The following is a 15,472-nucleotide window of genomic DNA, read 5'->3' on the forward strand; positions in this document are numbered from 1 at the left end:
GACGTCGCAACTCGACGGAGGACCGATGGTAGGAACCCTCTTCCTGTATCTGAAACGGCCTGTGGTTATTGGCTTATGCTTCCCGCTTATTTCAAGCGCCGGGCTGCGCGTGCGGATACTGCGCCTCCACCGTGTCCCGCCCTGCACGCCGTGCGGGGTGGTATGGCACGCGTCGCCGCCGGCGGCCTGCCCGGACCGCCCACTTCCCAGCTGCCGATGAGCCTCTCCCACCGCCTGTCCCATCTCGACCGCCTTGAGGCGGAGAGCATCCATATCCTGCGCGAGGTGGCGGCCGAGTTCCGCAACCCGGTGCTGCTGTATTCGGTGGGCAAGGACAGCTCGGTGCTGCTGCACCTGCTGCTGAAGGCCTTCGCGCCGGCGCCACCGCCGATCCCGCTGCTGCACGTGGATACGCGCTGGAAGTTCCGCGAGATGATCGCCTTCCGCGACCGGCGCGCGGCCGAGACCGGGGTCGAGCTGCGGGTGCACATCAATCCCGACGGCGTCGCCCAGGGCATCGGCCCGGTCAGCCACGGCGCCACCGTGCATACCGACGTGATGAAGACCCAGGGCCTCAAGCAGGCGCTGGACAAGTGGAAGTTCGACGCCGCCATCGGCGGTGCGCGCCGCGACGAGGAGAAATCGCGCGCCAAGGAGCGGGTATTGTCCTTCCGCAACGAGCACCACCGCTGGGACCCCAAGCGCCAGCGCCCGGAGCTGTGGAACCTGTACAACGCCCGCATCCGCACCGGCGAGAGCGTGCGCGCGTTCCCGCTGTCCAACTGGACCGAGCTGGACGTGTGGCTCTACATCTACCGCGAGAAGATCCCGGTGGTGCCGCTGTACCTGGCCGCCGAGCGCCCGGTGGTGGAGCGCGACGGCGCCCTGATCATGGTCGACGACGAGCGCCTGCCGCTGCGGCCGGGCGAGGTGCCGCAGCTGCGCAAGGTCCGCTTTCGCACCCTCGGCTGCTATCCGCTGACCGGCGCGATCGAATCGGAGGCCGACAGCCTGGAGGCGATCATCGCCGAGATGCTGGTTGCCACCACCTCCGAGCGCCAGGGCCGGGTCATCGACCACGACCCGACCGCGTCGATGGAGAAGAAGAAGCTCGAGGGGTATTTCTGATGGGCAGCAGTGATTCGTCATTCGTGATTGGTGATTCGAAGGGGCAGGCCACCGCCGTTGCTTCTTCCAATCACGAATCACCGATCACCAATGACGGTGCGGATAGCGCCGTAAGCGCCTACCTGCGCCAGCACGAAAGCAAGCCGCTGCTGCGCTTCATCACCTGCGGCAGCGTGGACGACGGCAAGAGCACCCTGATCGGGCGCCTGCTGTACGAGAGCAAGCGCCTGTTCGACGACCAGCTGGCGGCATTGGAGGCCGACAGCCGCCGCCACGGCACCCAGGGCGAGCGCATCGACTACGCGCTGCTGCTCGATGGCCTGGCCGCCGAGCGCGAGCAGGGCATCACCATCGACGTGGCCTACCGCTACTTCGATACCGAGAAGCGCAAGTTCATCGTCGCCGACTGCCCGGGCCACGAGCAGTACACCCGCAACATGGCCACCGGCGCCTCCACCGCCGACCTGGCCGTGGTGCTGGTGGACGCGCGCAAGGGCCTGCTGGCGCAGACCCGCCGCCACAGTTATATCGTTTCCTCGCTGCTGGGCATCCGCCACGTGGTGCTGGCGGTGAACAAGATGGACCTGGTCGGTTACGACCGCGCCGTGTTCGAGCAGATCGCCACTGGCTACCGCGCGCTGGCCGCGCAGCTGGGCATCCCCGACGTGCAGGTGATCCCGCTGTCGGCGCTGGAGGGCGACAACCTGCTGCAGCGCTCGCCGAACACGCCGTGGTACGACGGCCCGGCGCTGCTCCAGCACCTGGAGTCGGTCGAGGTCGAGGACGGCCAGGCCCGCACCGGGCTGCGCCTGCCGGTGCAGTGGGTCAACCGGCCCAACCAGGATTTCCGCGGCTTCGCCGGCACGATCGCCGCCGGCGTGGCGCGTCCCGGCGACCCGGTGGTGGTGCTGCCCTCGGCGCGACGCTCCACCATCGCCCAGGTGCTTGGCCCGGACGGCCCGCTGGAACGCGCGGGCGCCGGCCAGGCGGTGACCCTGACCCTGGCCGACGAGATCGACGTCAGCCGCGGCGACCTGATCGCCGCCGCCGGCGATCCGCCCGCGGTGGCCGACCAGTTCGCCGCCCACGTGCTGTGGATGAGCGATGCGCCGCTGCTGCCCGGCCGCCCGTACTGGCTGAAGATCGGCACCCGCACCGTTGCCGCCAGCGTCAGCGAGATCAAGCACCGGGTCGACGTGAACACCCAGGAGCACCTGGCCGCCAAGCGCCTGGAGCTCAACGAGGTCGGCTACTGCAACCTCAGCCTGGAGGAGCCGATCCCGTTCGCGTCCTACGCCGAGAACCGCACCCTTGGCGGATTCATCCTGATCGACCGCCAGAACAACGACACCGTCGCCGCCGGCACCCTGGACTTCGCCCTGCGCCGCGCCGACAACGTGCACTGGCAGCACCTGGACGTGGACAAGGCCGCGCGTGCGCGGATCAAGGGCCAGGTGCCGAAGGTGCTGTGGTTCACCGGCCTGTCCGGCGCCGGCAAGTCCACCGTGGCCAACCTGGTGGACAAGCGCCTGCACGCGCTGGGCTACCACACCTTCGTCCTGGACGGCGACAACGTCCGCCACGGCCTCAACCGCGACCTCGGCTTCACCGACGAGGACCGGGTGGAGAACATCCGCCGCGTGGCCGAGGTGGCGAAGCTGATGACCGATGCCGGCCTGATCGTGCTGGTCAGCTTCATCTCCCCGTTCCGCGCCGAGCGGCGGATGGCGCGCGAGCGCTTCGCCCCGGGCGAGTTCGTCGAGGTGTTCGTCGACGTGCCGCTGGAGGTGGCCGAGGCGCGCGACGTGAAGGGCCTGTACCGCAAGGCCCGCGCCGGCCTGATCCCGAACTTCACCGGCATCGACTCCCCCTACGAGGCGCCGGAGCAGCCGGAGGTGCACCTGGCCGCCGACCGCGACGACCCGGAGGCCATGGTCGCCCAGGTGCTGGCCGCGCTGGACCTCTGAGCAGGCCGCAAGTTCCCGGGACCACCGTCAACCAAAGCCACATACAGTCGTTCACGCGCGCTGGCTAAACTCCCCGGTTTGCGCATGAATCCAGCGAGGCGGTCGATGGCGGTACGAGTTCCGGCGGTAGTGCTGTGCGGATTGCTGGCACTTGCCGGCTGCGATCGCCAGGAGCCCGCCGCCCGCGCGGCTGCCGCTGCGATCCCGGTGACCACCACCGTGGTCCAGCCGCGACCGTGGAGCGACACCGTGCAGGGCCTGGGCACGGTCCGCGCCCGCGAGTCGGTGACCCTGACCGCCAAGGTCAGCGAGATCGTCGAGCAGGTGCATTTCGACAGCGGCCAGAAGGTCGCCGCCGGGCAGCCGCTGGTGACCCTGCGGGTGGACGCGCAGCGCGCCGCCCTGCTCGAGGCCCAGGCCGCGGCCGACGAGGCCGAGCAGCAGTTCCGCCGGCTGCAGAGCCTGGCCGGGCAGCAGCTGGTCTCGCGCGCCAGCCTCGATACCCAGCGCGCCACCCGCGACGCCGCGGTGGCGCGGGTGCGGCAGATGCAGTCGGACATCGGCGACCGCCAGGTGCGTGCGCCGTTCGCCGGCGTGCTCGGCATCCGCCAGGTCAGCCCGGGCGCGCTGCTGACCCCGAACGCGGTCATCGCCACCCTGGACGACATCTCAAAGGTTTACGTGGACTTCCAGGTCCCGGAGTCGGCGCTGTCGCGGGTCGCGACCGGCGCCACGGTCAGCGCCAGCGGCGCGGCCTGGCCGGGGAGGGAATTCGAAGGCCAGGTGCAGGCGGTGGATGCGCGGATCGACCCGCAGACCCGCGCGGTGACCGTGCGCGCCGCGTTCGACAACCCGGAGGGGATGCTGCGTCCCGGCATGCTGCTGGACGTTCGCCTGTTCCAGCCGCCGCGCCAGGCGCTGGTAGTGCCGGAACTGGCGGTGGTCCAGGCGGGCCGCGACTCCTTCGTGTACCGGGTCGATGGCGAGGGCATGGTGGCGCAGGTGCCGGTGCGTACCGGGCTGCGCCGCGAGGGCCTGGCCGAGATCACCGAAGGCCTGGCCGCGGGCGACCGCATCGTGGTCGAGGGCACCGGCAAGCTGCGTCCGGGCGTGAAGGTCGCCGACGCGGCCAAGGCGCCGGCGCCGGAACAGACGGAGGAAGCGGGGACGGGCGACACGGGCACCGGTGCTGCGCCCGCTGGCGAACCCGGCGCCGCCGGCAACGGCGACCGGGGCTGAGCCGATGAAGCTCTCCGACCTGTCGATCCGGCGCCCCGTGTTCGCGGTGGTGGTCAGCCTGCTGCTGGTGGTGCTGGGCGCGATGTCGTTCATGCGCCTGACCCTGCGCGAGCTGCCCAACATCGATCCGCCGATCGTCTCGGTGGAGGTGCGTTATCCGGGCGCCTCGGCCGCCGTGGTCGAGACCCGGGTCACCCAGATCCTCGAGGACGGCCTGGCCGGCATCGAGGGCATCCGCACCATCCAGTCGCAGAGCCGCAACGGCCGCGCCGACGTCACCATCGAGTTCAACCTCACCCGCGACATCGAGGCCGCGGCCAACGACGTGCGCGACCGCGTCAGCCGGGTGATGGACCGCCTGCCCGACGAGGCCGATCCGCCGGAGATCGCCAAGGTCGAGGCCGACGCAGACGTCATCATCTGGCTCAACATGCGCTCCACCGTGATGGACACGATGGAGCTGACCGACTACGCCGACCGCTACGTGGTCGACCGGCTGTCGGCGCTCGACGGCGTGGCCCGGGTGCAGCTGGGCGGTGGCCAGCGCTACGCGATGCGCATCTGGCTGGACCGCGACGCCATGGCCGCGCGCGGGATCACCGCCGGGGACGTGGAATCGGCCCTGCGCGCGGAGAACGTGGAGCTGCCGGCCGGGCGCATCGAGTCGGCCACCCGCGACTTCACCCTGCGCGTGGAGCGCGGCTACCGTGCGCCGGAACAGTTCGCCAACCTGCCCCTGCGCAAGGGCGCGGACGGTTACGTGGTCCGCCTGGGCGACGTGGCCCGGGTCGAGCTGGGCCCGGAGGAGCGCCGCTCCTACCTGCGCAGCAACGGCGTGCCCAACGTCGGCCTGGGCATCGTCCGCACCTCCACCGCCAACGCCCTGGACGTGGCCCGCGCCGCGCGCGCCGAGGCCGAGGTGATCCAGAAGACCCTGCCGGAAGGCACCGACATCTTCGTCGCCTACGACAGCACCATCTTCATCGAGGCCTCGGTCGAGCGCGTGTACTGGACCCTGGCCGAGGCCATGGTCCTGGTGTTCGGCGTGATCTGGCTGTTCCTGGGCAGCCTGCGCGCGGCGCTGATCCCGGCGGTGACCGTGCCGGTATGCCTGGTGGCCGCGTTCATCGCGCTCTATGCGTTCGGGTTCTCGATCAACCTGCTGACCCTGCTGGCCCTGGTGCTGTGCATCGGCCTGGTGGTTGACGACGCCATCGTGGTGCTGGAGAACGTGCAGCGCCGCGCCGACCTGGGCGAGCCGCCGCTGGTGGCCGCGCGCCGCGGCACCGCGCAGGTGGCGTTCGCGGTGATCGCCACCACCGCGGTGCTGGTGGCGGTGTTCCTGCCGGTGGGCTTCATGGAGGGCAATACCGGCCGCCTGTTCCGCGAACTGTCGGTGGCGCTGGCGGCGGCGGTGGCGATCTCGGCCTTCGTGGCCCTGACCCTGACCCCGATGATGACCTCCAAGCTGGTGCGCCCGCATTCGGCCCCGCGCGGTCTCAATGCCTGGATCCAGCGCTCGCTCACCCGCATCAGCGACGGCTACGGCCGCCAGGTCACGCGCATGGTCGGGCTGCCGGGGCGGCGGCTGCTGGGCCTGCTGCTGCTGGCGATGGCGCTGTGCGCGGCGGCGGTGGCCGTGCTCGGCCTGCGCGTGCCCAGCGAGCTGGCCCCGGCCGAGGACCGCGGCCGTTTCTTCGTGATGGTCGACGCGCCCGAGGGTGCCGGTTTCGACTACACCGTGGGCCAGATGCGGCAGGTCGAGGACATCATCCTGCGCCAAGTGGGCGGGGACCAGCCGGTGCAGCGTGCGAACTCGCGCGTGCCGCGCGGTTTCGGCGGCAGCGAGGAGATGCATACCGGCCACGTGGTGGTGTTCATGCAGGACTGGCGCGAGCGCAAGGCCAGCACCGACGAGGTGGTGGCCGGGCTGCGCCGCGAGCTGTCGGTGCTGCCGGGCGTGCAGGCGCGCGCCAACGTGCCGGGCGGCCTGGTCAACACCCGCGGCCAGCGCTACCAGCTGGTGCTGGGTGGTCCGGACTACGCGGAACTGGCGCAGTGGCGCGACCGCATCCTTGAGCGGATGGAGTCCAACCCCGGCATCCAGGACCCCGACTCGGACTACAAGGAGACCCGGCCGCAGATGCGGGTGGAGATCGACCGCCAGCGCGCGGCCGACCTCGGGGTGGCGGTGCAGGAGATCGGCCGCACCCTGGAGACCATGATGGGCTCGCGCCAGGTCACCACCTACGTGGACAACGGCGAGGAGTACGACGTCATGCTCCAGGCCGACCGCGAGAAGCGCATGGATCCATCCGACCTGGAGCGCACCTGGGTGCGGGCCAACAGCGGCGAACTGGTGCCGTTGGCCAACCTGGTCACCCTGCGCGAGGTCGCCGAGCCGGGCAGCCTCAACCGCTTCAACCGCCTGCGCGCGATCACCATCAGCGCCGGCCTGGCGCCGGGCTACAGCATGGGCGAGGCGCTGGAGTGGACCCGCCAGGTCGCTTCCGAGGAGCTGCCGGACTACGCCCAGGTCGACTGGAAGGGCGAGTCGCGCGAGTACCAGGAGGCCGGCGGCGCGGTGCTGCTGACCTTCGCCATGGCCCTGCTGGTGGTCTACCTGGTGCTGGCGGCGCAGTTCGAGAGCTTCCTGCATCCACTGGTGATCATGCTCACCGTGCCGCTGGCGGTGCTGGGCGCGCTGATCGGCCTGTGGGTCACCGGCGGCACGCTCAACCTCTTCAGCCAGATCGGCATCGTCATGCTGATCGGCCTGGCGGCCAAGAACGGCATCCTGATCGTGGAGTTCGCCAACCAGCTGCGCGACGAGGGCCGCGACGTGGCCGCCGCGATCGGCGAGGCGGCGAGGGTGCGCCTGCGCCCGATCCTGATGACCTCGGTGGCCACCGTGGTCGGCGCGGTGCCGCTGGTGGTTGCCGGCGGGCCGGGCTCGGCCAGCCGTGCCACGATCGGCATCGTGATCATCTTCGGCGTGTCGTTCTCGACCCTGCTGTCGCTGTACGTGGTGCCCGCGTTCTACGCCCTGCTGGCGCCGTTCACCCGCTCGCCCGAGGCCCTGGCCCAGGAGCTGGCGCGGCTGGAGGCGGAAACCCCTTCGGTGGGCGGCCATGGCTGAGCCGGCGCGCACGCCGCTGCGCGTCGAGGGCGCGGGCTTCGTCGTGCGTCCCTGGCGCATCGATGACCTGGACGCGCTGCTGGAGCACGCCGACGACGCCCAGGTGGTGCGCGGCCTCAGCGACCGCTTCCCGCACCCGTACAGACGGGCCGACGGCGAGGCCTTCCTTTCCGGCCGGGTGGTGGACCTGTCCACCGCCTGGGCGATCGAGCTGGAGGGGCGCGCCTGCGGCGGCATCGGCCTGCTGCCGCAACAGGGCGAGCGCGAGCACGTGGCGCGGCTGGGCTACTGGCTCGGTCGGCGCCACTGGGGCCGTGGCCATATGAGCCGGCTCGTCGGCGCGTTCCTCGACGCGGCCGTGCCTGCTTTCGGCCTGCAACGGGTCGAGGCCTTCGTCCTCGACGGCAACACGGCTTCCGTGCGGGTGCTGGCGAAGAACGGGTTCCAGCCCGAGGGCACGACCCGCGCCGCGGTATGCAAGGACGGCCGCTTCCACGACCTGCACTGGTTCGCCCGGCTGTGGGGCGAGGCGGCATCCGGCCACTGACTGGCCACGGCTACCGCGCCGGCCGCCGTCCGGGCACCATGGGCAGGACCCGGGGAGGACGGCAATGGCAGGCAACGCAGGCGGCGCGCGACTGGAGAACCTGGACGCGCTGAGGGGCTTCGCCCTGTTCGGGCTGTTCATGGTGCACATGCCGGAACTGTTCGAGCTCTACTGGCTGGCGCCGGTGACCGATCCATTCCAGCTCGCCGTGCACGACGCGGTGTGGCTGCTGCTGGCCGGCAAGGCCTTCGCCCTGATGGCGCTGTGCTTCGGCACCAGCTTCTTCATCCTGATGCAGGGCGGCGAACGGCGCGGCCAGGACTTCAGCGCCCGCTTCGTCTGGCGACTGGCGCTGCTGGGTGCGCTGGGCCTGCTGCACGGCCTGTGGTACCGCGGCGACATCCTCGAGGTGCTGGCGGTGATGGGCCTGTTCCTGCTGCCGTTCCACCGCGTCCGCTCCAACCGGGTGCTGCTGTCGGTGGCCGTGGTCCTGCTGCTGCAGCCGCTGATGCTGGTGCAGGCGGTGGCCGGACTGGCCGGGACGGAGTGGGCCAACCGCCCGCCGGCGTACTGGGACATCCGCATCAACCCGCTGTACCTGTCCGGCAGCCTGTGGGACACGATCCGGATCAACGTGGTGGAAGGCCACGGCCAGAAGTGGTCCTTCATGTTCGGCTCCGGGCGCCTGAGCCAGATCCTCGGTCTGTCCCTGGTGGGCATGGTGCTGGGCCGGACCGGCTTCTTCGCCCGGCCGGAGGCGTTCGCACGCATGCGCATCGGCGGGCTGCTGCTGTCGCTGGCGGCCGCGGTGGCGCTGCACTACCTGCGCGACCCGCTGGCCGGGCTGGTGCCGGCCGGCGCAGGCATGACCATGCCGCGCGACCGGGTCTGGACCATGCTCGGCAGCCTGTTCGACCTGGCGATGATGGCGGTGCTGCTGTTCGGCTTCCTCGCCCTGTACCACGGCCCTGGGCGCCGGCTGCTGGGCCTGCTGGCCCCGGCGGGACGGATGACGCTGAGCCTCTACGTCGCCCAGTCGCTGGTGTTCGTGCCGGTGTTCTACGGCTACGGGCTGGGCCTGCACGCCAGCATGACCCAGCTGCAGGCGGTGGCCTGGGGCCTGGTCGCCTTCGCCGCGCAGCTGGCATTGGCCCATCTCTGGTTCCGGCACTTCCTGTACGGGCCGCTGGAATGGCTGTGGCGCGCGGCTACCTGGCTGGATCCGCGCCTGCCGTTCCGTCGCAGGCACGCGACCACGCCGGCCTGAGCCAGGGTCCACGCGACGCGCATGTGCGGGAAGGCACTGCGCGTGGCGGCGGTATGCGGTTATCTTTCCCCACACCCTGCGGTATGCGCCGCGCATCCCCATTCCGTTCCCGACGGCCGGAGACCCAACCCCGTGGAAGCTTTTCTTGCCTGGATTAACGGCATCATCTGGAGCAATGCGCTGATCGCGCTGTGCCTGGGTGCCGGCCTGTGGTTCACCTTCCGCACCCGCGTGATGCAGGTGCGTGGATTCGCCGAGATGTGCCGGCTGACCGTCACCGGGCAGAAGTCCGATGCCGGCGTGTCCTCGTTCCAGGCCCTGGCCATCTCCATGGCCGGGCGGATGGGCATCGGCAACATCGCCGGCGTGGCCACCGCGATCGCCTACGGCGGCCCGGGCGCGGTGTTCTGGATGTGGGTGATGGGCTTCCTTGGCGCCTCGACCTCCTACGTCGAATCCACCCTGGCCCAGATCTACAAGGAGAAGGACGCCGAGGGCCGCTACCGCGGCGGCCCGGCCTACTACATCGAAAAGGCGATGGGCCTGAAGTGGTACGCGGTGCTGTTCGCCGTGGCCACGGTCGTCGCCACCGGCCTGCTGCTGCCGGGCGTGCAGGCCAATGCGATCGCCGACAGCGCCAGCAGCGTGCTGTGCAACGGCACGGCCGACACCTGCGCGGCCCTGGGCGGCAGCGGCATGCTCAAGCTGTGGATCGGCCTGGCCGTGGCCTTCCTGCTGGGGCTGATCATCTTCGGCGGCATCAAGCGCATCGCCACTTTCGCCGAGGTCGTGGTGCCGTTCATGGCGCTGGCCTTCATCCTGATGGCGGTCATCGTGATGATCGTCAACGCGGACAAGGTGCCGGCGATGTTCGCCGACATCTTCTCCAGCGCCTTCGGTGGCCACGCGGCGTTCGGCGCGATCCTCGGCCAGGCCATCGCCTGGGGCGTCAAGCGGGGCGTCTACGCCAACGAGGCAGGCCAGGGCACCGGCCCGCACGCGGCCGCGGCGGCCGAGGTCTCGCACCCGGCCAAGCAGGGTTACGTGCAGGCCTTCGCCATCTACTTCGACACCATGCTGGTGTGCACCTCCACCGCCTTCCTGCTGCTGTCCACCGGCATGTACAACACCTTCCGCGTGGTGGTGGAGGACGGCAAGGAGACGCTGCAGGCCATCGTCACCGGCGTGCCGGGCGTGCAGCCCTCGGAAGGCGCGCAGTTCACCCAGGCGGCGGTCGAATCGGTGCTGCCCGGCTGGGGCGCGGGCTTCGTGGCGCTGGCGCTGTTCTTCTTCGCCTTCACCACGATCATGGCCTATTACTACATGGCCGAGACCAACCTCACCTACCTGGCCGGCGTGCGCAAGACCCATCCGCTGGCGACCCTGCTGCTGCGCCTGGGCATCATCGGCATGGTGGTGTTCGGCGCGTACCACAACGCCGCCATGGCCTGGACCCTGGGCGACATCGGCGTCGGCCTGATGGCCTGGCTCAACATCATCGCCATCCTGATCCTGCAGAAGCCCGCGCTGCAGGCCCTGCGCGACTACGAACGGCAGAAGAAGCTGGGTGCTGATCCGGTGTTCGATCCGGACGCGCTGGGCATCCGCAACGCCGGGTTCTGGTCCGGTAAGAAGTGATGGGCAGTCCGTGGGACCGCGGCCCGCGGCCGCCGCGCAAGGGGCCGCCGCGTGATCGCGGCGCAAGCGGCCCTGGCGAACGCGTCCCGTCCGAACGCGCGCCGGCCGGCGAGCGGCCACGGCGCCCCTCGGCGGAAGCGCCAGCCTCCCCCGGCGCGCCACCGCGCCCGGCGCGCCGCGAGGAAGTGCGGCTGTACGGACTGAACGCGGTGCAGGCGGTGTTCGAGCGCCGCCCGCAGGCAATCCGCAAGCTCTACCTGCTGCAGGCCCGCGTGCACGCGCTGCGCCCGCTGCTGGCCTGGTGCGTACAGAACCGGGTCGGCTACCGCGTGGTCGAGAACGAGGACCTGGACCGGCTGGCGGCCAGCTCGCACCACGAGGGCGTGGTCGCCGACGTGCTGCGCAGCGATCCGCTGCCGCTGGAGGACTGGCTGGCCTCGCTGGCGCCGGGCGCGCCTGCGCTGGCGCTGTGGCTGGATGGCGTCGGCAACCCGCACAACTTCGGCGCGATCCTGCGTTCGGCCGCGCACTTCGGCGCGGCGGTACTGCTGCCGGAGCGTTCCACCCTGGCACTGTCCGGCGCCGCCGCGCGCGTGGCCGAGGGTGGTGCCGAAGGCGTGGCCCTGGTGCGCCTGCCCGGCAACGACGCGGCGCTGGCGCGCCTGCATGCGGCGGGCTTCGCCTCGGCCGCCACCGTGGTGCGCGATGGCGAGGACCTGTTCGCGATGCAGCCGCAGCCGCGGCTGGTCTACGTGATGGGGGCCGAAGGCGAGGGCATGGACGCCGGCCTGGCCGGCGCCTGCCAGCACCGGGTCTCGATTGCGGGCACCGGCGCGGTGGAAAGCCTCAACGTCGCCGCGGCCACCGCCGTGTTCCTGGCGCACTGGGCCGCCGCGCGCCGCTGACCGCGCGGCGCGCGCCTCAATCCCGCGTGGCGATGCGCAGCGGCGTGGCCTGCAGGTGCAGTACCGCGCCGCCGCCAGCCGCCAGTTCCAGGCGGATGCGGCGATGGCCGGCATCGACGCGCCGTTGCTCGCGGACCACGTCGGTCGCCTTGTTGCCGTCGCGCCACACGGTTGCGCTGTAGTCCGCCGCCGGCAGGAAGCCCAGGTCCAGCTCCAGGGTGCGCGCCTGGTCGGTCATCGCGCCGATGTACCAGTCGCGTCCCACCCGGCGTGCGGTGACGATGTGGCTGCCGATCGCGCCGTCCAGCACCCGGGTCTCGTCCCAGCTGGTGGGCACCAGGCGGATGAAGTCCGCGCCGGGCGCGTCGACGTAGACGTCCGGACTGTCGGCCACCATCTGCAGCGGACTGTCGTAGACCACGTACATCGCCAGCTGGTGGGCGCGCGTGCCCATCACCTCCGGTCCCTTGAACCTCACCTGGAACGCCTCCGGCGTGGTGTTGCGGAAGCCGCCGGGGGTGTAGTCCATCGGCCCCAGCAGCATGCGGGTGAACGGCAGGGTGACGTTGTGCGCCGGGGTGATGCGGCGGCTCCACTTGTTGTACTCCGCGCCGAGCACGCCTTCCTGGGTGATGTACTGCGGCCAGGTGCGCTGCAGGCCGGTGGGGCGGTAGGCGCCGTGCAGGTTGAGCATCAGCCGGTGGCGGGCGGAGGCGCGCATCATCTCGTGGAAGAAGGCGACCATCTGCTGGTCGTCGCGTTCCATGAAGTCGACCTTGACGCCCTTGACCCCGAGCTGCGCGTAACGCTCGAACACCTCGTCCAGGCGCGGCTCGAGCGAGCGCCAGTGCGCCCACAGCCAGATGCCTACGCCGCGATCGCCGGCGTAGGCGATGAGGTCCTCCAGGTCCAGCCCGGGAATCGCGCGGGTGATGTCCGCATCCGGGTTGTAGTGGCCGTTGCCGGTGCTGCCGACGTACCAGCCGTCGTCGACCAGCATGTACTCCAGGCCCAGCGCCGCGGCGTGGTCGATATAGCGGCGGATGGTCGCGGTGTTCATGCCCGGCTCCGGCACGTCCGGCGCCAGCCCGCCGGACCACCAGTCCCAGGCCGACTTGCCGGGGCGGATCCACGAGGTGTCGCTGATCGGCGTGGGTGGGTTGAGCCGCTCGACGATGTCCGACTCGACCAGCGCGCCGGGGCTGTCGCCCAGCATCACCACCCGCCACGGCGTGGGATGTCCCCTGGCGTCGACTTCGGTGCGCAGCAGGCGCACGGCCACGCCCTGTTCGTCCAGGCGCGGCGACAGCCTGGCCTCCACGCCCAGGCGGCCATCGCCGCGGCCGCTGAGGTACAGCGCGGCGTAGCGGCTGAGGTCGGCCTCGGCGATGGCGAAGGTGGTCGTGCCTTGGCCGGTGGCGCAGACCAGCGGCAGGTCGAGCAGGTGGTGCGGACGGATGCGCGAGGCATCGACCGGATCGAACTCGCCCTCGTGGCTGGTGCCGAAACGGCCGAGGTTGAGCGCGTGGCAGGCATAGTCGCGCGGGAACAGGAAGCCGGTCAGGTCCTCGTTGACCACCAGGTCGCCGCGCGCGGGGCGCGGCAGGCGGTAGCGCAGGGCGATGCCATCGTCGTAGGCGCGCAGCACCACGCCGAGCACGTGGCCGTCCGCACCGGCCAGGTCGATCTCCAGCTCGCGGTAGTGGTCGCGGCCTTCGCGCGACTTGCCTGCGACCCGTTCGTAGCGCTGGTCCGCCCCGGCGCTGCGGCTGGCGACCACGCGCAGCGGCTTGCCGACCCGCATTTCGCCGGCCAGGCGCACGCCAAGCGGCGAGGGCGCGATCACCGTCCGGCCGTCGCGCGCCACCGTCCAGGTGGGCGTGCCTTCGTCATCGAGTGCGAAGCCGACGCGGTTGCGGCCGTCGGGCGACTGCAGCTGCAGCGGCGTGGCAGCGCCTGCGTGTGCGGCATGCAGGCCCAGCAGCAGGACGAGGGCGGTACTCAGCTTGCCTGGCATCGGGTGCTCCCTTCCCGGAGGAGAAGGGAGGGTACCCGCTCGGCGCGGCTGGCGTCCGGCATGGCTGCTTGACGATCCGGCATACCTGCGCACGATGCGCGCAGGTATGGCTTTGCCGTGCGTGGATGCGCCTCCGCCAGGCGCGGAAGGCGGTCGCTCAGTTGCCGGGCTTGGGCATCGGACCGGGCCTGCTGCCGAAGTCGCCTTCGGCCTCGGCGGCCAGCCAGGCGAACACCGCCCACGTGGCCACGTTCTGCTTCAACGCCTCCGGATCGACCTTGTCCAGGGTGTCGTCGGCGGTGTGGTGCAGGTTGAAGTAGTCGGTGCCGTCCTGCGCCAGCCAGGCCCAGGCCGCGCCCTTTGCCGACAGCGGGATGATGTCCGGGCCGGGACTCCCCTCGCCGGGCGCGTGCACGATGCCCAGCGGCGCCAGCGCCTCGGCAATCTGGCGGGTGGCCGCCTGGGCGTGCTCCGGGCCGCTGGTGTTGAAGGCGTAGATGCGGCCGGCGCCGAAGTCGCTCTCGGCCGACAGCTGGTGCAATGCGATCTCGCCGGCATGCTTCTCCGCGTAGGCGCGGCCGCCGAGCAGGCCCTGCTCCTCGTTGGCGTAGGCCACGACGCGGATGCTGCGCGCCGGACGCTTCGGCATCTGCCCGACCAGGCGCGCGGCGGCCATGGTGATGCCGATGCCGGAGGCATCGTCGATCGCGCCGGTGCCCAGGTCCCAGGAATCCAGGTGCGCGCCCAGCAGCACGACTTCCTTCGGCCTGCTGCGGCCGGTGATCTCGCCGATCACGTTCTGCGAGGTGTATTCGCCGTCCCAGCCGCAATCCAGCGCCATCCGCACCTTGACCGGGCCGCGCGCGGCCAGGCGTGCGAGCTGGTCGGCATCGGGGATGCTCAGCGCAGCCGAAGGTACCGGGGTGAGGCCCTCGTCGAAACGGGTGATGCCGGTATGCGGCACGCGGTGGTTGTCGGTGCCGGCCGAGCGCATCAGGAAGCCGATCGCGCCCTTGCGGATGGCCAGCGACGGGCCACGCGAGCGGATCGCGCTGCCCGGGCCGTAGCCGCTGCCGTCGCGCGACGCTGGCATCTGGTAGTCGACGAAGGCGATGCGGCCGGCCAGCGAGCCTTCCGGCGCCGCCTCCAGCGCGGCCAGGTCGGGGAAGCGCACGATCTCCGCCTCGACCGTGCCGCCGGGGCTGCCGCCGAGCGCGGTGAGCGCCAGTGGTTGGGCGTTGTTGCCCACCACCGCGGCGCTCTCGCTGCGGCGTTCCCACTTCGGGAAGGTGACCGGCTCGGTCCACACCTTGTCGAAGCCCAGCTCCCGGAACTTGGCCACCGCCCAGGCCACGGCGCGGGCGTCGGCCTCGCTGCCGGCGATGCGCGGGCCAATCTCCGTGGTCAGGGATTCGGTGACCTGCCACGCGGTGTCGTCGGCCAGCGCGCGCTCGCGCAGCGAGGCCGCCTGTTCCAGGGCGCGATCGGGAATACGGGTCTCGGCCGCGGCGGCGGCCAGCGGGACGAGCAGGGCGGCGGCAAGCAGGGCAAGGCGCATGCGGCTATGGCTCCGGGGTATGAGACCCCGAGCCTAGCAGCGCCTGCGATGCCGCTCCCGTGCGCAT

Annotated in this window: 10 protein-coding genes; 8 read left to right on the plus strand and 2 right to left on the minus strand. The window is 71.2% G+C overall.

Annotated elements, in window-relative coordinates:
• Window positions 1–216 precede the first annotated feature (216 nt).
• The 8 genes from cysD to PSESU_RS02355 all read left to right on the plus strand — a co-directional run bounded on the left by cysD (window position 217) and on the right by PSESU_RS02355 (window position 11,830).
• The gene (cysD, locus tag PSESU_RS02320) at window positions 217–1,128 is read left to right on the plus strand and encodes a sulfate adenylyltransferase subunit CysD (RefSeq protein ID WP_041764362.1); all 912 of its coding nucleotides are present in this window, start codon (window positions 217–219) and stop codon (window positions 1,126–1,128) included.
• A complete protein-coding gene (gene cysN / locus PSESU_RS02325; RefSeq protein WP_013534157.1) occupies window positions 1,128–3,095 on the plus strand; it encodes a sulfate adenylyltransferase subunit CysN in 1,968 nt (655 codons plus the stop codon). The genes cysD and cysN overlap by 1 nt, the downstream gene beginning before the upstream one ends.
• A gap of 105 nt (window positions 3,096–3,200) precedes the next feature.
• On the plus strand, window positions 3,201–4,334 hold the full coding sequence (locus tag PSESU_RS02330) for an efflux RND transporter periplasmic adaptor subunit (protein WP_013534158.1): 1,134 nt from the start codon (window positions 3,201–3,203) through the stop codon (window positions 4,332–4,334).
• 4 nt (window positions 4,335–4,338) lie between these two features.
• Window positions 4,339–7,473, plus strand: a complete 3,135-nt coding sequence (locus PSESU_RS02335; RefSeq protein WP_013534159.1) for an efflux RND transporter permease subunit — start codon at window positions 4,339–4,341, stop codon at window positions 7,471–7,473.
• Window positions 7,466–8,020, plus strand: a complete 555-nt coding sequence (locus PSESU_RS02340) for a GNAT family N-acetyltransferase (RefSeq protein WP_013534160.1) — start codon at window positions 7,466–7,468, stop codon at window positions 8,018–8,020. The genes PSESU_RS02335 and PSESU_RS02340 overlap by 8 nt, the downstream gene beginning before the upstream one ends.
• A gap of 64 nt (window positions 8,021–8,084) precedes the next feature.
• On the plus strand, window positions 8,085–9,287 hold the full coding sequence (locus tag PSESU_RS02345; protein WP_013534161.1) for a DUF418 domain-containing protein: 1,203 nt from the start codon (window positions 8,085–8,087) through the stop codon (window positions 9,285–9,287).
• Window positions 9,288–9,419: 132 nt separating this feature from the next.
• Window positions 9,420–10,925, plus strand: coding sequence for an alanine/glycine:cation symporter family protein (locus PSESU_RS02350; RefSeq protein ID WP_013534162.1), 1,506 nt, complete (start codon window positions 9,420–9,422; stop codon window positions 10,923–10,925).
• Window positions 10,925–11,830, plus strand: coding sequence for a TrmH family RNA methyltransferase (locus tag PSESU_RS02355; RefSeq protein ID WP_013534163.1), 906 nt, complete (start codon window positions 10,925–10,927; stop codon window positions 11,828–11,830). The genes PSESU_RS02350 and PSESU_RS02355 overlap by 1 nt, the downstream gene beginning before the upstream one ends.
• A gap of 16 nt (window positions 11,831–11,846) precedes the next feature.
• On the opposite strand, the gene PSESU_RS02360 is transcribed toward PSESU_RS02355, so the two are convergent.
• Together PSESU_RS02360 and PSESU_RS02365 are read right to left on the minus strand one after the other, a co-directional pair.
• The gene (locus PSESU_RS02360; protein ID WP_013534164.1) at window positions 11,847–13,847 is read right to left on the minus strand and encodes a glycoside hydrolase family 97 protein; all 2,001 of its coding nucleotides are present in this window, start codon (window positions 13,845–13,847) and stop codon (window positions 11,847–11,849) included.
• A 157-nt stretch (window positions 13,848–14,004) separates the two neighbouring features.
• Window positions 14,005–15,405: a M28 family peptidase gene (locus tag PSESU_RS02365; RefSeq protein WP_013534165.1), complete on the minus strand. Its 1,401-nt coding sequence runs from the start codon at window positions 15,403–15,405 to the stop codon at window positions 14,005–14,007.
• Window positions 15,406–15,472: the final 67 nt, after the last annotated feature.

Source organism: Pseudoxanthomonas suwonensis 11-1 (assembly GCF_000185965.1).
Taxonomy (GTDB): Bacteria; Pseudomonadota; Gammaproteobacteria; order Xanthomonadales; family Xanthomonadaceae; genus Pseudoxanthomonas; species Pseudoxanthomonas suwonensis_A.

Excerpts from the sequence above, each read along its gene's own strand:
- PSESU_RS02365 (WP_013534165.1), bottom strand. The coding sequence starts at position 15,405 with ATGCGCCTTGCCCTGCTTGCCGCCGCCCTGCTCGTCCCGCTGGCCGCC.
- cysD (WP_041764362.1), top strand. The coding sequence starts at position 217 with ATGAGCCTCTCCCACCGCCTGTCCCATCTCGACCGCCTTGAGGCGGAG.
- PSESU_RS02335 (WP_013534159.1), top strand. The coding sequence starts at position 4,339 with ATGAAGCTCTCCGACCTGTCGATCCGGCGCCCCGTGTTCGCGGTGGTG.
- PSESU_RS02330 (WP_013534158.1), top strand. The coding sequence starts at position 3,201 with ATGGCGGTACGAGTTCCGGCGGTAGTGCTGTGCGGATTGCTGGCACTT.
- PSESU_RS02345 (WP_013534161.1), top strand. The coding sequence starts at position 8,085 with ATGGCAGGCAACGCAGGCGGCGCGCGACTGGAGAACCTGGACGCGCTG.
- cysN (WP_013534157.1), top strand. The coding sequence starts at position 1,128 with ATGGGCAGCAGTGATTCGTCATTCGTGATTGGTGATTCGAAGGGGCAG.
- PSESU_RS02355 (WP_013534163.1), top strand. The coding sequence starts at position 10,925 with ATGGGCAGTCCGTGGGACCGCGGCCCGCGGCCGCCGCGCAAGGGGCCG.
- PSESU_RS02360 (WP_013534164.1), bottom strand. The coding sequence starts at position 13,847 with ATGCCAGGCAAGCTGAGTACCGCCCTCGTCCTGCTGCTGGGCCTGCAT.
- PSESU_RS02340 (WP_013534160.1), top strand. The coding sequence starts at position 7,466 with ATGGCTGAGCCGGCGCGCACGCCGCTGCGCGTCGAGGGCGCGGGCTTC.